General features: G+C 72.3%; 17 protein-coding genes. 9 read left to right on the forward strand and 8 right to left on the reverse strand.

The window, feature by feature from the left end; translation table 11 throughout:
- The first annotated feature begins 316 nt into the window (after window positions 1-316).
- Both IW248_RS23365 and IW248_RS23370 read left to right on the forward strand, forming a co-directional pair.
- Complete coding sequence (locus tag IW248_RS23365; protein WP_196930330.1) at window positions 317-2,761, forward strand: immune inhibitor A domain-containing protein; 2,445 nt, start codon at window positions 317-319, stop codon at window positions 2,759-2,761.
- Window positions 2,762-2,926: 165 nt separating this feature from the next.
- Window positions 2,927-3,859, forward strand: a complete 933-nt coding sequence (locus IW248_RS23370) for an alpha/beta fold hydrolase (protein WP_196928699.1) — start codon at window positions 2,927-2,929, stop codon at window positions 3,857-3,859.
- A 4-nt stretch (window positions 3,860-3,863) separates the two neighbouring features.
- On the opposite strand, the gene IW248_RS23375 is transcribed toward IW248_RS23370, so the two are convergent.
- Window positions 3,864-4,229: a UCP033725 family protein gene (locus IW248_RS23375; RefSeq protein ID WP_124822515.1), complete on the reverse strand. Its 366-nt coding sequence runs from the start codon at window positions 4,227-4,229 to the stop codon at window positions 3,864-3,866.
- Window positions 4,226-7,144 carry an SseB family protein gene (locus tag IW248_RS23380; RefSeq protein WP_196928700.1) on the reverse strand — a complete coding sequence of 973 codons (2,919 nt, stop codon included), beginning with the start codon at window positions 7,142-7,144 and terminating at the stop codon, window positions 4,226-4,228. Before IW248_RS23380 ends, IW248_RS23375 begins: the two co-directional genes overlap by 4 nt.
- Before the next feature lie 152 nt (window positions 7,145-7,296).
- Here IW248_RS23380 and mycP point away from each other — a divergent pair, with 152 nt between their 5' ends.
- Window positions 7,297-8,520: a type VII secretion-associated serine protease mycosin gene (gene mycP, locus IW248_RS23385; protein ID WP_196928701.1), complete on the forward strand. Its 1,224-nt coding sequence runs from the start codon at window positions 7,297-7,299 to the stop codon at window positions 8,518-8,520.
- Window positions 8,521-8,626: 106 nt separating this feature from the next.
- Here mycP and IW248_RS23390 read toward each other — a convergent pair whose 3' ends face one another.
- On the reverse strand, window positions 8,627-8,920 hold the full coding sequence (locus IW248_RS23390; RefSeq protein ID WP_124815472.1) for a WXG100 family type VII secretion target: 294 nt from the start codon (window positions 8,918-8,920) through the stop codon (window positions 8,627-8,629).
- A 21-nt stretch (window positions 8,921-8,941) separates the two neighbouring features.
- On the reverse strand, window positions 8,942-9,262 hold the full coding sequence (locus IW248_RS23395) for a WXG100 family type VII secretion target (RefSeq protein ID WP_124815470.1): 321 nt from the start codon (window positions 9,260-9,262) through the stop codon (window positions 8,942-8,944).
- 289 nt (window positions 9,263-9,551) lie between these two features.
- On the opposite strand from IW248_RS23395, the gene eccE reads away from it, so the two are divergent.
- The 4 genes from eccE to rarD all read left to right on the forward strand — a co-directional run bounded on the left by eccE (window position 9,552) and on the right by rarD (window position 13,503).
- Complete coding sequence (gene eccE / locus IW248_RS23400) at window positions 9,552-11,507, forward strand: type VII secretion protein EccE (protein ID WP_307788171.1); 1,956 nt, start codon at window positions 9,552-9,554, stop codon at window positions 11,505-11,507.
- Window positions 11,508-11,567: 60 nt separating this feature from the next.
- Window positions 11,568-11,954, forward strand: a complete 387-nt coding sequence (locus tag IW248_RS23405) for a phage holin family protein (RefSeq protein ID WP_030334166.1) — start codon at window positions 11,568-11,570, stop codon at window positions 11,952-11,954.
- A 128-nt stretch (window positions 11,955-12,082) separates the two neighbouring features.
- Window positions 12,083-12,580 carry a GNAT family N-acetyltransferase gene (locus IW248_RS23410; RefSeq protein ID WP_196928702.1) on the forward strand — a complete coding sequence of 166 codons (498 nt, stop codon included), beginning with the start codon at window positions 12,083-12,085 and terminating at the stop codon, window positions 12,578-12,580.
- Window positions 12,577-13,503, forward strand: a complete 927-nt coding sequence (gene rarD / locus IW248_RS23415) for an EamA family transporter RarD (protein ID WP_196928703.1) — start codon at window positions 12,577-12,579, stop codon at window positions 13,501-13,503. The genes IW248_RS23410 and rarD overlap by 4 nt, the downstream gene beginning before the upstream one ends.
- Before the next feature lie 100 nt (window positions 13,504-13,603).
- Here the strand turns inward: rarD and IW248_RS23420 are convergent, their stop codons facing one another.
- Together IW248_RS23420 and IW248_RS23425 are read right to left on the reverse strand one after the other, a co-directional pair.
- Window positions 13,604-14,320 carry an anti-sigma factor family protein gene (locus tag IW248_RS23420; protein ID WP_124821329.1) on the reverse strand — a complete coding sequence of 239 codons (717 nt, stop codon included), beginning with the start codon at window positions 14,318-14,320 and terminating at the stop codon, window positions 13,604-13,606.
- Complete coding sequence (locus IW248_RS23425; RefSeq protein WP_051708644.1) at window positions 14,317-14,832, reverse strand: sigma-70 family RNA polymerase sigma factor; 516 nt, start codon at window positions 14,830-14,832, stop codon at window positions 14,317-14,319. Before IW248_RS23425 ends, IW248_RS23420 begins: the two co-directional genes overlap by 4 nt.
- A 227-nt stretch (window positions 14,833-15,059) precedes the next feature.
- Between IW248_RS23425 and IW248_RS23430 the strand changes: the two genes are divergently transcribed.
- Window positions 15,060-17,186, forward strand: a complete 2,127-nt coding sequence (locus tag IW248_RS23430; RefSeq protein ID WP_196928704.1) for a PhoX family protein — start codon at window positions 15,060-15,062, stop codon at window positions 17,184-17,186.
- Window positions 17,187-17,280: 94 nt separating this feature from the next.
- Here the strand turns inward: IW248_RS23430 and IW248_RS23435 are convergent, their stop codons facing one another.
- A complete protein-coding gene (locus IW248_RS23435) occupies window positions 17,281-18,063 on the reverse strand; it encodes an IclR family transcriptional regulator (protein ID WP_124821331.1) in 783 nt (260 codons plus the stop codon).
- A gap of 154 nt (window positions 18,064-18,217) precedes the next feature.
- Between IW248_RS23435 and IW248_RS23440 the strand changes: the two genes are divergently transcribed.
- A complete protein-coding gene (locus tag IW248_RS23440; protein WP_196928705.1) occupies window positions 18,218-19,447 on the forward strand; it encodes an MFS transporter in 1,230 nt (409 codons plus the stop codon).
- Here the strand turns inward: IW248_RS23440 and IW248_RS23445 are convergent.
- Window positions 19,423-20,508, reverse strand: a complete 1,086-nt coding sequence (locus IW248_RS23445; RefSeq protein ID WP_124821333.1) for a polyprenyl synthetase family protein — start codon at window positions 20,506-20,508, stop codon at window positions 19,423-19,425. The two genes, IW248_RS23440 and IW248_RS23445, sit on opposite strands and share 25 nt — an antisense overlap.
- Between the last annotated feature and the right edge of the window lie 22 nt (window positions 20,509-20,530).

Here is a 20,530-nt window from a genome sequence, read left to right on the forward strand (position 1 = left end):
GAACTGACGGTGGGGCCGGTGGCGGAGACGCTGCCGGCCCCACTGTCGTATGTGCGATCAGCTTGATCGAAAAATGTCGTTGTATACGTTCGCGTCCGGTCCACGCTGGTCAGCGTGGCTGATGAACCGGCGGGGTGTGACGGTGAAAAGCATTCCCAACAAAATCTTGCAACAAATCGACGCGAGCGTCTTCCCACCCGTCCCGCCAGTAACTATGTTCACCAATGGTCCCACTAGTGGGATCGATCTCCCACCGGCCTGTACCCCCGTTGGGCCGGTTCCCTCACACCGGAGGTACCACGTGCGCAAAGTCGCAGTGGGTCTGCTCGGGCTCTCACTGACGGCGACAGGCCTGGCTTTCGGCCCGTCCGCCTCGGCGGCGCCTCAGCCCAAACTGCCGGCCGCAGCACCGGCCGCTGCCGAACCACAGGCGCTGAAGGATGAACTCCCCGACAAGCTCGAGGAGAAGCGCCGCGCACTGCGTGAGCAGGGGCTCAGCGACGTGCTGAGCGGTCGGAGCAAGCCGATCGAGCGCAACGGAAGCACTGTCGTCAAGGTCGGCGAGACGAGCGGAACGGGCGCCAACGCCCGCACCGCCGCTGGCGCGAAGAAGACCAAGGACCAGTACGTCGAGCTCAAGCGCGAGCGGACCGACAAGATCTTCGTGATCCTGGCCGAGTTCGGGGACGAGCGGCACCCGTCCTACCCGGACAAGGACATGAACCCGGACATCGCCGGACCGTCGACGTTCCAGGGGCCGCTGCACAACAAGATCCCCGAGCCCAACCGGGCCGTGGACAACTCCACCATCTGGCAGCCGGACTTCAGCCCGGAGCACTTCCGCCAGCTCTACTTCGGCACCAACCCGGGCGACGAGTCGCTCAAGCAGTACTACGAGGCCCAGTCCTCGGGTCGCTACACCGTCGACGGTGAGGTGACCGACTGGGTCAAGGTCAGGTACAACGAGGCCCGCTACGGTCGCTCCGACGACCCGATCCCGGACCCGGAGCCGGGCCAGGAGCCGGACCCGCAGGATGACCGGGCCGTGTGCGCCGACAACGTCTGCCCGAACACCTGGAACCTGATCGCCGACGCCGCCAACCAGTGGGTCGCCGACCAGAAGGCCAAGGGCCGGACGGACGCCCAGATCGCCACCGAGATGAAGTCCTTCGACCAGTGGGACCGCTTCGACTTCGACGGCGACGGCGACTTCAACGAGTCGGACGGCTACATCGACCACTTCCAGATCGTCCACTCCGGCGGCGACCAGGCCGACGGTGACCCGCAGCAGGGTGAGGACGCGATCTGGAGCCACCGCTGGTCGGCGTTCAACAGCTCGCCCGTCGGCCCGCCGAACTTCCCGATCGGCGGCACCCAGATCGGCAACACCGGCGTCTGGATCCGCGACTACACGATCCAGCCGGAAAACGGCGGCCGCAGCGTCTTCTACCACGAGTACGGCCACGACCTGGGCCTGCCGGACGACTACGGCCCGGCGGACAACAGCAACGAGCACTGGACCCTGATGGCCCAGAGCCGGCTCGGCGCCAAGAACGACGCCGGCATCGGCGACCGGGGCGGCGACCTCGGCGCATGGAACAAGCTCCAGCTCGGTTGGCTCGACTACGAGGTGATCGTGGCGGGGCAGAAGCGCTCGTTGGAGCTCGGTCCGCAGGAGTACAACTCGGACAAGGCTCAGGCCGCCGTGGTCGTGCTCCCGCAGCGGGAGTACACGTTCAACTACGGCGCTCCGTTCGAGGGCGCCAAGCAGTACTTCTCCGGTAACGAGGACGACCTCGACAGCAAGATGACGAGGACGTTCGACCTCACCGGCAAGTCCGCGGCGGCGCTGTCGCTCAAGGGCAAGTACAGCATCGAGGCCGGCTACGACTACCTCTACTTCGAGGCGTCCACGGACGGCGGTAAGACCTGGACCGACCTGGACGGCACCGTCAACGGCACGCCGATCGGCGTCGACGGCGCGGGGCGTCCCGCCCTCGCCGGCACCAGCAGGGGCGCCTGGGCGGACATCAACATCCCGCTGACCTCGATCGCCGGCAAGGTGGCGCAGGTCCGCCTGCACTACGTCACCGACGGTGGCGTCTCCGAGGGCGGCTTCTTCGGTGACGCGATCACCGTGACCGCCGACGGTCAGACCGTGTTCAGCGACGGCGCCGAGACCGACGCCGGCTGGGCCCTGGAGAAGTTCCAGGTGGTCGGGGCGACCTACACCCGGCTGTTCGACAACTTCTACATCGCCGGCAACCGCTCGTACGTCTCGTACGACAAGTACCTGAAGACCGGCCCGTACTTCTTCGGCTACGCGAACACCCGCCCGGACTGGGTGGACCACTACGCGTACCAGGAGGGCCTGCTCATCTCGTACTGGAACACCCGTTTCTCCGACAACAACACCGCCCCGGTGTCGGAGTCCAACCCGGGTGGTCACCCGGGTGAGGGTCGCAACCTGTACATCGACGCGCACCCGCGCCCGATCTACAACCTGACCGGGGCTCCGTGGCGCGCCCGCGTCCAGGTGTACGACGCACCGTTCAGCCTGAACAAGGCGGACTCGTTCACCCTGCACCTCAACAGCCAGCCGCAGTACATCCGTGGCCAGGCCGCTGAGCCGCTGTTCGACGACACCAAGAAGTACTTCTACGAGGAGCTGCCGAACCACGGCGTCAAGCTCCCCGCAGCCGGTGTCAAGATCAAGGTTCTGGAGCAGGACGGCACCTCGATGAAGATCCGGGTCAGCTGACCGCTGATCCCGCACCACAAGCGACGCCCGGGCAGGTCACCTGCCCGGGCGTCGCCCTTTGCCCACCCAACTCCCCCGGTCCCGATCCGGGGCAACCCGGGGCTTTCCCCTGTTCAACGCGACCACCAGGGCCGCCCGCAACAACCGGGTCCTAGGCTGTCTGCCATGACCGACCAGCGCGGCGGGGCCGTCGACGAGTCCAGTGTCCTCACCGAGGGGCCGTGGACGCACCGTTTCGTTGGCGCCAACGGCAGCCGGTTCCACGTGGTCGAGGCTGGCACCGGGCCGATGGTGCTCTTCCTGCACGGCTTCCCCGAGCACTGGTGGGCCTGGCACCAGATGCTGCCGGCGGTCGCCGACGCCGGCTTCCGGGCGGTCGCCGTCGACCTGCGCGGCTACGGCGCCAGCGACAAACCACCCCGGGGGTACGACGGCTACACCCTCGCCGCCGACATCGCCGGGCTGATCCGTGCGCTCGGTGAACGCTCCGCGACGATCGTCGGCAGCGGCCTCGGGGGCATGGTGGCCTGGACGGTGGCCTCGTTCCACCCGTCCCTGGTCCGCCGGCTCGTGGTGCTGGGGGCACCGCACCCGCTGCGACTGCGCGCCGCCATCTTCGCCGACCCGCGCGGGCAGTTCACCGCCTCCACCCCGGCGTTGAAGTTCCAGCTTCCCCGCTACGAGCACGTGCTGACCCGCGATGGCGCGGCCGCCGTCGGCGAGATCATGCGCCGCTGGGGCGGCCCACAGTGGGTGGCCGGGTCGGACTTCGAGGCGTACGCCGAGCGGTGCCGGGAGGCGATGTGCATCCCGCAGGCCGCGTTCTGCGCGCTGGAGGGTTACCGCTGGGCGTTCCGCTCACTGCTGCGGCTGCACGGCTACCGGTTCGTCCGCCTCATGCAGAAGCCGCTGTCCACCCCGACCCTGCAACTGCACGGCGCCCTGGACACCGCCTCCCTGCCCCGGACCGCTCTGGGTTCCGGCCGGTACGTCGTCGCCCCGTACGAATGGCGACTGCTCGACGGGGTGGGGCACTTCCCGCACCTGGAGGCACCGGAGCTGGTGCTCGGCGAAATCCTGCGGTGGGCGAAGACGTGACCGGTCAGACCCGCTGCTCCCGCAGGTCGGTGACCTCGGCTGCCGGCGCCCAACCCTGGTAGACGCCGAAGTCGAAGACCTCCAGCCGCATCGCCTCGGCCACCGGCCAGCGACCGCCCGTGTATTCCACCCGCAGCCAGGCGTCGTGCTCGCCGAGCACGATGAACGGCTGCCCCTGCCAGGTGCAGGTGGTCCGCACGTACGCCAGATCCTCGATCTCGCTCGCCGGCAGCACCCGGACGTGGCGGCCCGCGCGGACCTCCTCGAAGCCCTCGCCCGGCTCGGGCTGGTAGAGGCGGATGTCGTCGCCGTCCGGGCTGGCCTGGTATTCCCGGCCCTGCCAGCGGGCCACGTAACCGTCGCGCATCACGCCTCCCCGACCCGTCGCCAGGTGACCGAGTCGGTGTCCAGCTCCGCGACCACCCGCTCGGTGCCGTCCGCGCCGATCCGCCAGAGTTGGGCGCCGTGCGGCAGGCGGGCGCTGTCCACCTTGAATTCCGCCACCACGTCGCTGCTCTCACCCGGGGCGAAGCCGTTGCCCCGGAACGGCGGGCGTTCGATGACCCAGCCCTCCATGGCACGCATCGCCGGCTCGTTCTGACCGCCGTACGGGATGCGGTAGAGGCTCGGCCGGTGCGCCGGCCAGCGCAGCACGTAAATTTCCTCGGCGTCCGGGGCGAACGGCGAGCCGGGGTAGCTGAGGCCGAGCGCGCCGTGCAGCTGAGCCGGTGTGGTCAGGTGGGACAGCTCGCCGGCCCGGTGCACGAACCCGGACACCCGGTCGTACCCACGATCCAGGTAGTACGCGAGCTGGCTCGGCGCGATCGCCTTCTGCATGACCGTCGGTCGGGTCGGGTCGACCGCCGCTGGGGCGTACCGGGGGCGGGCGGCGGGCTCGGCCTCGGCCGGCGCTTCCACCTGGTCCACTTCCAGGTCGTCCCCGAGCCCCACCTCGGCGGCCCAGTTGGCCAACGCGACGATCTGCTCGCCGGGCAACTTGGCACCGACCGGGGTGCCCGGGTTGACGGCGAACGACCAGTCCTCGTCGGGCCAGCGCCGAATCAGTTGGGCGAACTTCACCCGGACCGTGTCGACGTCCCCATCGACATGGTCGGCGAGGCGTTCCGCTGAGGTGTAGACCACCACGTACGTCTCGCCGTCGAGCTGCCCGGTACGCCAGACGAAGCCCGGGTCCCCCGGGCGGCTTCCGCGTACCGAGTCCGGTGCCGCCGGCAGCAGCACCCGGGCCAGCAGCAGGGTGGACAGGAACGTGTCGGTGCTGCCGGAGCCGGCGGCGCTGAGCAGGTCCTCCTCGACCGTGTTGGCCGGCTCGAACTCGACGGGCGGCGGCTCGTCGGCCGGTAGTTGCGGATCGTCGCCCGCGAACATGCTCTCGCTGCCGGCCCGGTCCGTGCCGGTCAGGCCGACCGAACCTCCGCTGTCGGCCCGATCGGCGCTGAACGTCGCGTCGGTCCGCATGCCGCCCACACCGGCATGGCCGGCCTCGGTCGGACCGGTGGGATGCGGAATTGACGGGCTCGGGGCGGGCTGCCCGGGGCTGAACGATGCGGGAGCGGAAGGGCTGGGGCTGGGCGACGACGGACCGAACAGGCCCGGGTCGGAAGGCGCCGAGCCGAACCGCGGCGGGGCGGCCTCAGCGGGGCTGGGGCCAGGAGACGACGCGCCGAACAGGCCCGGACCGGAGGGCACCGCGCCGAACGGCGGCGGGGCGGCCTCGGCGGGGCTGGGCCGGCGGGGCGCCTCGACCGGCGCGCTGCTCTCGACCGGGTCGGTGAGGTCGCGGGACTCGATGATGGTGCCCTCGATGACGATGGGCGTGAAGCCGCGACGGGGCGCGGGTGGCCCGGAGACCGGTTCCGCGACGGACGCCGGCAGATCCTCCGTCGGCCCGAACCGGCCCGGCCGGTCCTGGGGGATCGCCTGCGTCTCCTCTGCCGACGGATCAGGCCGCCCAGGTGCACCGGCCTGTGGAGGCTCACTGGTCACCCGGAACGCGCGGGTGGGCTCCTCGGCCAGCGGGTTGTGCCGGCGCGGGGGCAGCGGCTGGGTGATCTCCTCGCCGGACGGCGGCGCGCCCGCCCCCCGGGACGCGCCGAGGCCGCCCTCCGGCCGACGGATCGGCTGGGTGGCTGCCGGGTCCGCTGCCATCGGAAAGGCCCGCGTCGCCGTCTCGTCGGCCGGCGCATCGGCTGGGCGGCGGCGAGGAAAGGGCTGGCTGCCCCGCCCGAACCGGGTCGGCGGGGCCGCCCGGTCACCCGAACGCCCCCCGCTCGGGGCCGGGTCGCGGGCCGGGTCGCGGGCCGGGTCGCGGGCCGGGTCGCGGGCCGGGTCGCGGGCCGGGTCGCGGGCCGGGCTGGGGTCGAAGAAGGAGCGCCGAGGCGCCGCCTGGGGGCCGCCGTTGCCGTTACCCGCGGCGGGGCCGTCGACGTCGCTCGGCCGGGGCGCCGCCGGCCAGCCCACGCTCGGCCCGGCCTGATCGGTGGTGGGGGCGGCGGACGCCAACGGGGTGAACCGGGACGGCCGCGCGCTGCGGGGCACGGCTCCGGTGCCCGACGCGGGCCGCGGCGGCTCGGTCGGGTACCGCTGGCCGGCAGCGGGCAGGTCCTCCTCGCCGGGTCGGCGCGTCGGCTCAGCGGGAACGGGTGGCCGGTCAGCGGGCACGGGTGGCCGGGGCGCCGGGCCCGGCACCGACGGGGCACCCACCCGGGGCCCCCTTCGGGGCGCGAGCGGGGCGCTGTCGAGCCCGGACGAGAACGCCCCCGTCGCCGGCGGTGATCCCGCGGCCGGCGCGGCGTCCCGGGGTGGCATGCCGGGCCGGGTCCGGGCCAACGTCTCGGCCCGCTCCAGGCGAGCGCGGGCACCCATGGCACGGCCGGGCAGTCGCACGTCGCCTCGGGACAGCTGCGACACGAACCAGGCCGGCAGGTAACCCTCGACCGGCAGGCCCGGATTGACCGCGAGCCACCATTCGTGGTTGGGCCAGCTGGCCGCGAGATCGGCGAAGGGGATGCGTCGGTTGCTGCCGGCGTGATCGCCGAGGCAGGCCCGCAGTGCGGCGGCGGAGGTGAAGGCCAGGACGTGGGTCCGACCGCCGGTGGTCCAGGTGCCCCATCCGGCGGGTGGCTGGCCGGGCTGCGTCGGCGCGGAGACCGGCAGCAGCACATCGGTGCGGGACAGGAGCCGGAAGTAGAGCTCCTGGTCGTTGGCGCGCAGCGCGTCGCGCATCGCCACCTCGGCCTCCGTGGCCGGCTCCCATTCGGTCACGGCCACCTCCCCTTCCGAGAACAGGCCACAGGTATCGCGTACAACCTACAAGGTGGTACCAAGATCACAATGGCTGGCCAGTGGCGGCCCGCCAAGGCGCGGAGGAGGCGATAACATCCCGTTCCGGAGCCGACACGATACGGAGGGTGCCGATGTCCCGATCGATTGCGCGCCCGGTCCTCGCGGGTCTGGCCGCCAGCCTGTTGACCGTACCGGCCCTTCCGACAGTTGCCGCCACCGCCGGGCTCCGGGCGGCACCGGCCTGCGCGACCCCGCTCGCCCCCGTCCGGCCGGTCGCGGCCAGGCCCTGGCCACAGCAGCGGTACGACCCGGCGCGGCTCGCGCCGCTGGCCACCGGCGCCGGGGTGACAGTCGCGGTGGTCGACTCCGGCGTGGACCGGGTGCACCCGCAACTGGCTGGCCGGGTGCTGGCCGGCACCGACCTGCTCGACCCCGGCGGGGACGGCGGTCGGGACTGCGCCGGGCACGGCACCGGTGTGGCGAGCATCATCGCGGCGGCACCCCGCCCCGACGTCGCCTTCCGTGGCCTGGCGCCGGGTGCCCGAATCCTGCCGGTGCGGGTGAGTGAGCAGCAGGTGGTGCAGGGGCGGGAGTCGGGGCGGACGGTCAGCGCCGGCGAGTTCGCCCGGGCCATCCGGTGGGCCGTCGACCATGACGCCGACGTGGTGAACCTGTCCGTGGTGCTGTACGCGGACGACCCGGAGGTCCGTGCGGCCGTGCGGTACGCGGTCGACCGGGACGTGGTGCTGGTGGCCGCCGCCGGCAACCTGCACGACAGCGGGAACCCCCGGCCGTTCCCCGCCGGTTACGACGGGGTGCTCGGCGTGGGCGCGATCGGGGCGGACGGCGGACGGGCGACCTTCTCGCAGACCGGCCCGTACGTCGATCTGGTAGCGCCCGGTAGCGAGGTGCTGACCGCCGCGCCCGGTGCGGGTCACCATCGGGTCGAAGGCACCAGTTACGCGGCGCCCTTCGTGGCTGCCACCGCCGCGTTGCTGCGGGAATACCGGCCGGAGCTGACCGCCGCGCAGGTGGCGGAGCGGATCGTCGCCACCGCCGATCCAGCTCCGGGCGCGGGCCACGGCGGCGGGTACGGCGCCGGGGTGTTGAACCCCTACCGGGCGGTCACCGAGACCAGCGGCGGCCGTGCGGCCGGTGCGCGGCCGGTCGCCGCGCTCGCCGACGATCGGGCCGACCCGGCGCTGCTCGCCCGTCAGGCCCGCCGGGTCGCCGCGCGGGACCGCGCCCTGCTGGTCGGCGCGGTGGCCGGCATGACGGCGGTCACCGTGGCGCTGCTCGCGCTGGTGGTGCCCCGGGGCACCCGTCGACGTTGGCGCCCGGCCGGCCCGGCCTGAGCCCGCCCGCGAACGGCCTGAGCCCGCCCGCGAACGGCCCCGACCTCGGACCGGCTGCGGGCGGGGCGCTGCCGCGGACACGGTCAGCGCTCCCGGCCCACATCGTTCACTGGAACAGCCCGGTGTTCTTCTTTTCGGTGTCCAGGTAGTCGGTGGCGGAGTCGTTCACCGCCAACCTGATGTCACGCAGCATCCCCTGGAGATCCTGCGAGGCCGAGCGCCAGCGGGCCTGCCGCTGCTCGTAGGCCTGCCGCGCCTCGCCCGTCCAGCTCTCCACCAGCGGGGCGGCGTCGCGTTCGAGTTGGCCGAGTTGCGCGTCGAGAGTCTTCAACGCCTTCTGAATGTCAGCGCCGGCCTGCTGCAGCGCGGCGAAGTTGACGACCAGCACACCATGGTCCATCGGATTCCCTCCCCAGCGGGATCAGAGCGGCAGCTGGATGCCGCCGCGGTTGGTGCCGGCCACCCGGCTGGCCACGTCGTCGTCGGACACGTCGTACTGCCGACCGGCGGTGCGGATCGCACCGGCGGTCTCCCGCAGCGCGCGGTGCAGCGCGGCCTGGTCCTGTGACCACTGCTGCTTGACCTGCTCGAACGACCGGCCACCAGCGCCACGCCAGGCCTGCTGCAACACCTCCAGCTCGGCCAGCAGGCCGGTCAGCATGGACTGCAACGACTGGTCCACCTGCTCGAACTTCGCGGCGGTCTGCTGCATCACTGCGGCTTCTGCCTTGGTTTGGGACACCCGGACGTCACCTCGTCTCTCGGATCGAACCTGGCCGTCGACGCGCCCACCCTGGGGAGACGCGTCGTCGCTTGGCCCGGTCGTCGAGCACTGAGACACGGGTCAGCGAAGGGCTTCGTGGCTGACGGTAGCGACCTCGTAGCGGTTCTGCTACCCCACGGGCTTCCCCTGTGGACAACCGGGACGGCCATCGGTCGCTTACGATGTGCCGCAGCCACGTCGCGGCGTGTGACGGGCCGTCAGAGGCGGCCGGCCGCCCGACCCGGTCCCCACTGGTCGAGGAGGCACGGTGCCGGCGATCACCACCGGAGGGCCGCATCCACCGACGGTCGGGCCCGAGGCAGGCGCCTCCGCACGAGCGATCGGGCCGGGCCGACCCACCGACCACGACCCGGGGTCGGCCGATCAGCGCATCCCCCGTCGCCGATCACCGGTGGACCGGTGGGTCACAGTCGGCCGTCGCGCCGGCGCCGCAGTACGAGCCGGCCAACTGGTCACCGCGCAGGTCGCGGCGGCGCTCGTCCTCGTCGCCCTCGGCCGACCCGCACCTGTCGTCGCGGTGGCCGTACTGGTGGCCGTGCTGCTGGTGGCGGCCGCCTGGGTGCCGGTTCGGGGGCGCTGGCTCTTCGAGTGGCTGGGCACCGCAATCGGGCACCTCACCCGCCGGCGGGCGCTGACCGGGCCGGCCGGAGCGGCCGAACTGCTCGACCTGGTCGCCCCGGGCACCGTCGTCCGCTCGACCGAGCTGACCGGCGGGCCGGCGGCCGTCCTGGAGGACACCACGGGCATGGTCGCGCTCCTGGAGCTCGGCGACCCCGGTGATCTGCTCGGTGACGCGTCCCAGGCGATCCCCGCCCCGGCCGCGTTGCTCCCCCCGACCGGGCCGGACCAACCGCCGCTGCTGGTCCAACTTCTGCTCGCCGGTGCACCGGCGCCGGTGCCGAGCGCCGGTGGCACTGTCGGCACGTCGTACCGGCAGCTCACCGACGGGCGTCTCGCCGGGCGCGAACGGGCGGTGGTGGCGATTCGGGTGCTGCGGGTGAACGGTTGGTCCGAGGAGGACCTACGCCGCGTACTCGCCGGCACGGTCCGTCGGATCGTCCGGCGGCTCGGGCCGTTGGCCGCGCGGCCACTCGGGGTGCCCGCGGCGCTGCGGGTCCTGGGCGAGCTGGCCCACCACGACGGCGAACCGGTCCGGGAGTCCTGGTCGACGATCCGGTCCGGCACCCTGGTCCAGGCCACCTTCCGACTGGTCCGGTGGCCCGACGCGGGGGGTGCGGCCGGACGCCGGCTGGTGCCCCGCCTGCTCGCGCTGCCGGCGACGGCCACGACGGTGTCGATGTGCGCGGGCCCGTCGCCGACGATGACGACGACGTCGGGTCCGCCGACGGCCAACGGAGCACCGACCGAGCTGACCGTACGCCTGGCGGCCGGGACGGCGACCGAGCTGGCGGTGGCCACCGAGGCGCTGATCCGCCTGGTGACCGACCTGGGCGGAAAGCTGCGACGGCTCGACGGCGCCCACCTGGGCGGGCTGGCCGCCACGCTGCCGTTGGCGCTGACGGCGCCCGGGGCACAGCCCCGTCCACTGTCGGCCGGGGCGCAGCCCAGCGCGGCGGCGGACGACTGGGAGTTGTCCCTGGGCGACGCGGGAATGCTGGTCGGCACCAACCGGCACGGTCGAGCCGTCACCGTGCGACTGTTCCGGCCGGAGAGCACCCGCGTGCTGCTGGTCGGCGGGGTGCGCGCAGCCCAACTGGTGGCCCTGCGCGCGCTGGCGCTCGGTGCCCTGGTGGTGGTGCAGACCGCCCGGCCACGGGCCTGGGAGCCGTTCGTCCGGGGGGTTGGCGCGCCGGGCGCGATCCCGTTGCTCCCGCCCGGGCGGGCGGTCGCCGACGGGATCGGCACCGCGCTGCGTCCGTTGCTGCTGATCGTCGACGCCGGGCCGGTGGCGGCCGAGGCGGCGCCGGGCCCGCCGTGGCGGGCCACCCTTGTGGTACGAGACGAGCTGACCCCGGCCGATGTGGACGCGTTGAGCCGCGCCGACCTGGCATTGCTGCAGCCGTTGACCTCCGCCGAGGCCACCCTTGCCGGAGCCGCGTTGGGGCTGGGCGGCTCGGCCGAGTGGCTGACCCGGATCCGCGAGGACATGGTGGCCGTGGTCAACCGTCGGGCGCTGCGCTGGGCGCTGCTCTCCCCCACTCCGATCGAGGCACAACTGATCGGGCCGCCGACCCGCCGTTGATCCACCAGATGGCCGGCTGCCGGGTTACGCCGGTGCGTGGTCCGTGGCACGATCCCCGCCATGGGTTTTCTGAAAGGTCTGCTGATTCGGCTGGCCAGCACAGCTCTGGCTTTCTGGCTGGCCACGCTCCTCATCCCGGGCATCTCCCTGGATTCGAACTCGGCCACCGAAACGGTGACCACGCTGCTCCTGGTGGCGGTGATCTTCGGTGTGGTCAACGCGGTTCTCCAGCCGATCATCAAGACCGTCGGCTGTGGCTTCTACCTGCTGACCCTGGGCCTCATCGCCCTGGTGGTGAACGGGCTGCTGTTCCTCCTCACGAGCTGGATCGCCGACCAGGCCGGGCTGCCGTTTGAGGTGGACGGTTTCTGGCCGGCAGCCGTGCTCGGTGCCCTCTTCGTGAGCATCGTGACCTGGATCCTCGGCGCCGTCCTCGACCGGGACTGACCGCCGACCAGCCAGCACCGACCCGGTCCGTCCGGGGCTCCGACCTCGGCCGGGGCCCCGGCGGGCCGATGACCAGAATCCGGGAATGTGACGGCCAGACCGCCCGCCTCGGCGGTTAGCGTCGCGGCATGTTCTCGCTTACCTATTCCGACGGTCACCTGCTCAGCACCGATCCGGCGCGGATCGATCTGGACCTGGTGCACCACTGGTTGTCCACCGACGCGTACTGGGCGCTCGGACGGGACCGGGAAACCACCGAGCGGTCGTTCGCCGGCTCACTGCCGTTCGGCATCTACCGGCCGGAGGACGGCCGACAGGTCGCGGTGGCCCGGGTGGTCACGGACGGTGCCACCTTCGCCTGGCTCTGCGACGTGTACGTCGACCGGGCCGCCCGGGGTCGCGGGCTGGGCGGGTGGCTGGCCGGCGCGGTCCGCGACCACCTGGACGAGCTGGGCGTACGCCGGATCCTGCTCTGCACCAACGACGCCCACCAGGTGTACGCGGGGGTGGGCTTCACCCCGCTGGACGCGCCGCAACGGTGGATGCAGCTGGACCGGCGGACCCCGGTGACCCCGATCACCGGAAAGGAACAAAGCAGCACTACGCCCCTTACGGTGGAGGCGTGACGCCACTCCGCCTGGGATACCTCTACGGCCTCGGCGCGTACCTGCTCTGGGGTTTCTTTCCGCTCTACCTGAAGTTGCTGCGACCCGCCGGCCCGCTGGAGATCCTGGCCCACCGGATCGTCTGGTCGGTGGTCTTCGTGGCCCTGCTGCTGGCGGCGCTGCGCAACGTCGGTTTCCTGCGGGCGCTGCTACGCCGCCCCTGGGCGGTGGCGGGCATCGTCGCCGCCGCCGCGCTGATCGCTGTCAACTGGGGCACCTACATCTACGGGGTCAACTCCGACCGGGTGGTGGAGACCGCGCTCGGCTACTTCATCAACCCGCTGGTCGTCGTGCTGCTCGGGGTGACTGTGCTGCGGGAGCGGCTCCGCCCGGCGCAGTGGGTGGCGCTGGGGATCGGCGCGTCGGCGGTCGCGGTGCTCACCGTGGACTACGGCCGGCTGCCCTGGTTGGCGTTGACGCTGGCGTTCAGCTTCGCCGGCTACGGCCTGGTCAAGAAGCGGCTCGGGCTACCGGCCGCGGAGGGGCTCTTCGTCGAGTCGGCGGTGTTGGCGTTGCCGGCTCTGGGCTACCTGGCGTGGCTGACGGCGAAGTCCGACCTGGCCTTCGGGCACGTGTCAGCCGGACACACCGCGCTGCTGGTGCTGGCCGGCGCGGCCACGGCGATTCCGCTGCTGCTGTTCGCCGGGGCGGCCAACCGGCTGCCCCTGAGCAGCCTCGGCATGGTCCAGTACCTGGCGCCGATCCTCCAGCTCGGATGCGGTGTGCTGATCTTCCACGAGCCGATGCCGCCGGCCCGCCTGGCCGGCTTCGCACTGGTCTGGCTGGCCCTGATCGTCTTCACCGCCGACGCCGTCCGAACCTCCCGCCGCACCCGCCAGTCGCGCCAACCCACCCCCGTCCCGACCCCTCTCCCCACCCCCTGACCCCGCGATCTTGCAGTTTCGGTGGTCGATATGCCGGCCACGCCCCTTATGGAAGGGCAGAAAGTGCAAGATCGCGGAGGGCCGAGGTGGGGTGGGTGGGTTAGGGGACGGCGTAGGTGAGGAGGGGGGTGCCGTCGGCCTTCTGCAGCTCCACGCTGACCAACTCGGCGTCGGTGAACCTGGTGGCGCCGGTGAACCTGAGGTCGTCGCCGGGGGCCGCCAGCCAGGAGCCGATCTGCTCGGTGGCGCCGTTCGGGCCCCGCGCCACCAGCCGGAACGGGTACGCCTTGCCGTAGCTCGTCCGCGCGTCGTACCCGCAGCGCATGGTCACCTCGGTGCCCCACTTGGTGCCGGTGAGCCCGAGGTCGGCGTGCACCGGCCCGGCCGCGGCCACCGGTCGCATGGCGACCATCGACACCGGCGGGGCCTGGTTGCCCTGCGCGCCGGGCGGCCGGGAGGGGCTGACCGGTCGAGGCAGCGCCACGGCGGTGCCCACGCCGACCAGCACCGCCAGCCCGGCGGCGGCCAGTGTGGTCAGTGCGTACCGTCGCCGGTCCGCGGAGCGTTCCCGACGACGGCGGTGGCGGGCCTCGTCGAGCAGCGCGGGCACCCGGGGCGGGGCCGGCGGCGGCAGGATCTGCTCCAACCCCGCCGGGTCGAGGCGCCCGAGCAACCCGGGCAGGACGGCGATCTCGGCGACCGCCTCCCGGCACGAGGCGCAACCGCCGAGGTGCCGCTCGTAGGCCGCCCGCTCGGCCGGGGCCAGGGCACCAAGCACGTACGCGCCGTCGTCGTACGCGAACTCGCACCCGGTCATCCCGTCACCCCCATCTCGGCCAGGACCAACCGTAGAGACCGCAGCGCGTAGTGGGTGCGGGATTTCACGGTCCCTGGCGGTACGCCCAGGCGGGACGCCGCCTCGGCCACTGACCGCCCCTGGTAGAAGCACTCGACAAGCACTTCCCGGTGGGTCGGGCTGAGCCGGTTCAGCGCCTCGGCGACGGTCCACGCCTCCACCGCCCGTTCCGCCTCGTCGATCACCTCGGGCGGTTCGGGCAGATCGTCGGTGAACACCTCGCCGACCCGGGTGGATCGCCGCCGCCAGGCGTCGATGGCCAGGTTGCGGGCGGTGGTGAACAGCCAGGACCGCACCGATCCGCGCCTCGGGTCGAGTGACTCCGGATGTCGCCAGGCCCGCAGCAGCGTCTCCTGTACCAGGTCCTCGGCCCGCTGCCGGTCCCCGTTGACCAGCCGCAGGGCATGGGCGTACAGCGCCTCCGCGTGCTCGTCGTGCAGCGCGCGCAGCAGTTGGGCGTCGTGGTCGCTGATGGCGGTCTCCTCGCTTCCGGCGCGCGTCCGGCGGTGCGTCCGCTCGGGAATACGTGCGGTCACGCCGATCGGTTCAGCCCGAGGTCAGACCGGTTGCGTGGTGGTCGCCGCCCACGAAGGTGTTCATGCCCGGTTCACATCGCGGCTGACGTGCGCTCACCACGTCCTCCTAGCGTCCGGCTGGTACGCCGCCTGTCGTGTCACCGACTTCTCTGGAGGCCTCCCCCATGAGCGACCGTCCCCGGCTGCTCCCCCTGTTGAACGGCGCCCGTCATGGCACCCGTGACGCCATGACCTGTCTGTACCGGTGCGGAAACGCGTGTGACCACCCGGTGCCGAACACCTCCGACAACGCGTACTTCGGTGATGTGGTGAACGCCGAGGTTTCGCGGCGTGGCGTGGTGCGGGCCGGCGCGGTCGGCGCGCTGGTGCTCGGTTTCGGCGGCGCTGCGGCCGGTGCGCTCGCCGGCGCGGCCCCGGCAGTGGCGGCCCCGACCACCCCGGACGTCCCGGAGGCCTTCGGTTTCGGCCGTCCCAGCACCGGGGTCGGCAGCGGCGCGCTGACCTTCAAGCCGATCCCACCGAACAAGTTGGACACCCTTGTCGTGCCGAACGGCTACGACCACGCCGTGGTGATCAAGTGGGGTGACCCGGTGCTGCCGGGCGCCCCGGAGTTCGACCTGCGTCACCAGACCGCCGCCGCGCAGTCCAAGCAGTTCGGTTACAACAACGACTTCGTGGGCGTGCTGCCGCTGGACAAGCAGGGCAAGCGGGCGCTGCTCGTGGTCAACCACGAGTACACGAACGAGGACCTGATGTTCCCGGGCTTCCCCGGCCTGGACGGGCTCTCCGTGGAGCAGCTGCGCACCGCCATGGCCGCGCACGGCATGTCAGTGGTGGAGCTTGAGCGGGTCGCCGGCACCGGGCAGTGGAAGCCGGTCGACAAGGGCCCGCGGCCGTACAACCGGCGGGTCACCGCGCTGAGCACCAAGTTCGACCTGACCGGTCCGGCCGCCGGCTCGGCCTGGCTGAAGACCGCCGCCGACCCCAGGGGCCGCACGGTCGTCGGCACGCTCAACAACTGCGCCGGTGGCGTGACCCCGTGGGGCACTGTGCTCTCCGGCGAGGAGAACTTCAACCAGTACTTCGTGGGCGCCGACGCCGCCCCGGCCGAGCTGAAGCCGAAGCTGGACCGTTACGGCATCAGCACCGCCAGCCGCTACCCCAGCGGCAGCCGCAAGTGGGAGCGCGCGGACGAGCGCTTCGACCTGGCGAAGCACCCCAACGAGGCACACCGGTTCGGTTGGGTCGTCGAGATCGACCCGTTCGACCCGGAGAGCCGTCCGCGCAAGCACACCGCGATGGGCCGGTTCAAGCACGAGGGCGCCAACGTGATCGTCGCGAAGGACGGCCACGTGGTCGCGTACATGGGCGACGACGAGCGGTTCGACTACCTCTACAAGTTCGTCTCGGACAAGAAGTTCATGAAGGGCAACTCCTGGGCTGCCCGCAAGCACAACCTGACGCTGCTGGAGTCCGGCACGCTCTACGTGGCGAAGCTCGACCAGACCAGCGCCGCCGAGATCGACGGCTCGGGCAAGCTCCCCACCGACGGCGCGTTCAACGGCCGGGGTCGCTGGATCAGGCTGGTCAGCGGCAACCGGTCGTTCGTCGACGGGATGACCGCCGCGGACGTGCTCACCTTCACCCGGCTCGCCGGCGACAAGGTCGGCGCGACCAAGATGGACCGCCCCGAGGACGTCGAGCCGAGCCTGCTCACCGGCAAGGTGTACGTGGCGCTGACCAACAACACCAACCGTGGTGTCGGCAGCAACCCGAAGGCGGACGAGGCCAACCCGCGCAACGCCAACAAGCACGGGCAGATCCTGGAGCTGGTCGAGGATCGCAACGACAACGCCGCGGAGACCTTCGCCTGGTCGCTGCCGATCGTCTGCGGCGACCCGACCGACCAGTCCACCTTCTTCGCCGGGTACGACAAGACCAAGGTCTCCCCGATCTCCTGCCCGGACAACGTCGCCTTCGACGCCACCGGCAACCTCTGGATCTCCACCGACGGCAACGCGCTGGGCAGCAACGACGGCCTGTTCGCCGTCGCGGTGGAGGGCCCGGAGCGGGGTCACCTCAAGCAGTTCCTGACCGTGCCGCTCGGCGCGGAGACCTGCGGCCCGTTCATCACCGGCGACAACCGCTCGGTCTTCGTCGCGGTGCAGCACCCGGGCGAGATCACCGGGGGCTCGGTGGAGAACCCGGCTTCGAACTGGCCGGACGGCGACTACGCCAAGCCGGGCGTGGTGGTCACCTGGCGCCTCGACGGCGGCCCGGTGGGCAGCTGAGCGGCCGATAGCCCCCGCTGACGTTGCTCCGGCGGTCCGGCGCCGGACCGCCCCGAGAGGCCCTCTCCCAGCCCGGGAGAGGGCCTCTCGGCGGTCAGTTGTCGGAGGCGATGCCGTCGGCCACGCTGCGGGCCACGGTGAGCAGCTTGGCGCGTACCACCCGGGCGGAGGTCATCATCTCGCTGGCCGGCAACGCGCAGGCCAGCACGACCCGGCGTTCCATGTCCTTGTCCGGCGCGACGAGCACCGCCGCGCAGGCCACCCCCTGCCGGAACTGCCCCATCTCCAACTGCATGCCTCGCCGGTCACCGGCGGCCAGGTCGGCCTCGAAACTCTCGGTGGTGGTCAGCGTGGCGGTGGTGAACGGGCGCATGCCGTACTCGCGGAGATAGCGGTAGCGCTGGTCGGTCGTGAGGGTGGCGAGGAGCGACTTGCCGAGAGCTGTCGCGTGCGCCCCCTCGTCGAAGCCGGGGACCAGGTCCTCCAGGTAGGGCGAGCGGTGCCCCTCGGCGACCGCCGTGAGGGCCACCTGACCGCCCACGAACCGACCGAGGTAGTGGCTGTAGCCGGTGTCCAGGGCGGCCCGCCGCAGCGTCTCACCGACCGCCGGCGGGCCCCGGAACGCCGTCACCAGCTCCCGGTACCGGTCGGCCACCTCCAACCCCACGATGTACGTGCCGTCCTCGCGACGGATCACGTAGCCCTCGTACGCGAGGGTGCGGACCAGGTGGTAGGTGGTGGCCACGGTCAGCTCGCAGCGCCGGGCGATCTGCTTCACGGTCAGGCCCTTCGGGGCGCGACCGACCGACTCCAGCACCCGTAGCGCTCGGGACACGCTGCGAATCAGGTCCGAAGGTTCTGCCAAGGGGTCGCGCACAACCACCTCCGCCGCCGGGGACTTACACCATATGAAAAACAGGCCCGGTGCGAAATGCCTGTTCGGGTCGAGGATGCCAGATCACCATCCACAGCTTGTGCCCTGCCGGTCACCAGGAGTGCTCTGAGTGGGGCTCGCGTAGGTTTGCCGAACGATGAGCGACACCTCCACAACCCCCGATCCGGCGATCGCCCAGCCCCACCCGGTCCGGGCCAGCGCCGGCGCAGTCGTCACCACAGTGGCCTGCGTACTCCCGGTCTTCCTGCTCGGCGGTCTCGCCGTGCAGATGGGCGCTGACCTCGGCTTCTCGCCGGCCGGTCTGGGCCTGGCCGTCTCCGTCTACTTCGGGGTCAGCGCGCTGGCCTCGGTGCCCTCCGGCCGCCTGGTCGAACGGTACGGACCGGCAGTGGTCGCCCGCTGCGGCATCCTGCTGGCCGCCGGGTCGATGCTGGCCGTGGCCGCCTTCGCCCGGTCGTACCCGGTGCTGGTCGGCCTGCTGGCGCTCAGCGCCGCCGCGAACGCGCTCGGCCAGTTGGCCAGCAACGCCGCGCTGGCCCAACACGTGCCGGCCCGGCGGCAAGGGCTGTCGTTCGGTGTCAAGCAGGCCGCCATTCCGGTCTCCACCCTGCTGGCCGGTGTCGCAGTGCCCACCATCGCGCTCACCGCCGGCTGGCGCTGGGCGTTCGTTGCCGCCGCCGTGGCCGCGCTGACGACGCTGGCCGCCGTACCCCGGCAGTTGCCCGGCCCGGCACGGCGAGCCGGTGCCACACGCGCCGGGCGGGCGACGACGGCGCTTGTGGTGATCGGCGCGGCGGCGACGTTGGCCTCGGGCGCGGCCAACTCGCTGGGCACCTTCCTGGTGGACTCCGCCGCGGCCCGGGGCCTGTCGCCGGGCCTCGCCGGCCTCACGCTGACCCTGGGTAGCGCGGTCTGCGTGGCCGCACGGGTGGGCGCCGGCTGGTTGGCCGACCGCCGCGAGACCGGCCACGTCGCCCTCATCGCCGCGATGCTGCTCGTCGGCGCGGTCGGGCTGGGCCTGCTCGCGTTGACCGGCTCGGTGCCGTTGGTGGTCGGCGTGGTGCTCGGCTTCGGCCTGGGCTGGGCCTGGCCCGGCCTGATGAACTTCGCGGTGGTCCGGCTCCACCCACAGTCACCGGCCGCCGCCACCTCGATCACCCAGACCGGGGTGTACGCGGGCGGCTGTCTCGGCCCGCTGAGCCTGGGCCCACTCGCCGCCCACCTCGGCTACCCGGCGATGTGGAGCATCGCGGCCGTGGCGATGCTGCTCGCCGCCGCCCTCATGCTCGTCGGCAGCCGACTGTTGACCCACGCCGCCGCCGCAGCGGGCCGGGGCGTGGATCAGCTGGTGCGGTCGGCGATGTAGTCGCAGAGCGACTCGAGCGCGCTGCGGGACGGGCCGTTCGGCAGCGGGGCGAGCTGCGCGCGGGCCTCCTCGGCGTAGCTGCGCACGGTCTCCCGGGCCCGCTTGAGCGCCGGGCTCTCCCGGAGCAGCCCCAACGCCTCGGCGTGCAGCGCGTCGTCGGTCAACGGGCCGGTCGCCAGGATCTCCCGCAGCCGCACCGACGACGCGTCGGAGTCGTCCGCCTCGCGGGCGTAGAGCACCGGCAAGGTCGGGACACCCTCGCGCAGGTCCGTGCCGGGGGTCTTGCCCGACTGCACCGACTCGGAGGCGATGTCCAGCAGGTCGTCGGAGAGCTGGAAGGCGACGCCGATCGTCTCGCCGTACCCGGCGAGGGCCTCCACGTGCTCCGGAGCGGCGCCACCGAACATGCCGCCGAACCGGGCCGATGTGGCGATCAGCGAGCCGGTCTTCTCGGCGATCACGTGCAAATAGTGGGTCACCGGGTCGTCGTCGGCGCGCGGCCCCACCGTCTCCGCGATCTGGCCGTGCACCAGTCGCGCGAAGGTGCGCGCCTGCAACCGGACCGCCTCGGGGCCCAGGTCGGCGGCGATGTCCGCCGCGCGGGCGAAGAGGTAGTCGCCGACCAGGATGGCTACCGAGTTGGTCCACCGGGAGTTCGCGCTGGGCGCGCCCCGACGGACGGCGGCCTCGTCCATCACGTCGTCGTGGTAGAGGGTGGCGAGGTGAGTGAGCTCCATCACCACGGCGGCCGGGACCACCTGCGCACTTGTCGGGTCACCGAACTGGGCGCCGAGCGCCACCAGCAACGGCCGGAAACGCTTCCCGCCGGCCTCGACGAGGTGCCGGGCAGCCTCGGTGACGAACGGGTCGGCGCTGGCCACGCTGGCCCGCAACTCGACCTCGACCGTGTCGAGTAGGCCCAACACGGATGCCTCGACACGGGGATCGGCGAGGTTGAGGCCAAGCGCGCCGAACTGACTCGTGCTCGCCCGACCCCGCCGACCGCCGGAGCCGGAGGCACCTGAACGCTCGCCCGCCGGATTCACCACGCTATCAACCATGCCACACGCGTTCGACCTGCTC

This window comes from Micromonospora ureilytica, from assembly GCF_015751765.1.
Lineage (GTDB): Bacteria > Actinomycetota > Actinomycetes > Mycobacteriales > Micromonosporaceae > Micromonospora > Micromonospora ureilytica.

What these genes read in the sequence shown, in the direction of transcription:
- IW248_RS23430 (WP_196928704.1), top strand. Translation starts at nt 15,060, where the DNA reads ATGAGCGACCGTCCCCGGCTGCTCCCCCTGTTGAACGGCGCCCGTCAT.
- IW248_RS23390 (WP_124815472.1), bottom strand. Translation starts at nt 8,920, where the DNA reads ATGGACCATGGTGTGCTGGTCGTCAACTTCGCCGCGCTGCAGCAGGCC.
- IW248_RS23440 (WP_196928705.1), top strand. Translation starts at nt 18,218, where the DNA reads ATGAGCGACACCTCCACAACCCCCGATCCGGCGATCGCCCAGCCCCAC.
- IW248_RS23370 (WP_196928699.1), top strand. Translation starts at nt 2,927, where the DNA reads ATGACCGACCAGCGCGGCGGGGCCGTCGACGAGTCCAGTGTCCTCACC.
- IW248_RS23410 (WP_196928702.1), top strand. Translation starts at nt 12,083, where the DNA reads ATGTTCTCGCTTACCTATTCCGACGGTCACCTGCTCAGCACCGATCCG.
- mycP (WP_196928701.1), top strand. Translation starts at nt 7,297, where the DNA reads ATGTCCCGATCGATTGCGCGCCCGGTCCTCGCGGGTCTGGCCGCCAGC.
- IW248_RS23420 (WP_124821329.1), bottom strand. Translation starts at nt 14,320, where the DNA reads ATGACCGGGTGCGAGTTCGCGTACGACGACGGCGCGTACGTGCTTGGT.
- IW248_RS23445 (WP_124821333.1), bottom strand. Translation starts at nt 20,508, where the DNA reads ATGGTTGATAGCGTGGTGAATCCGGCGGGCGAGCGTTCAGGTGCCTCC.
- IW248_RS23405 (WP_030334166.1), top strand. Translation starts at nt 11,568, where the DNA reads ATGGGTTTTCTGAAAGGTCTGCTGATTCGGCTGGCCAGCACAGCTCTG.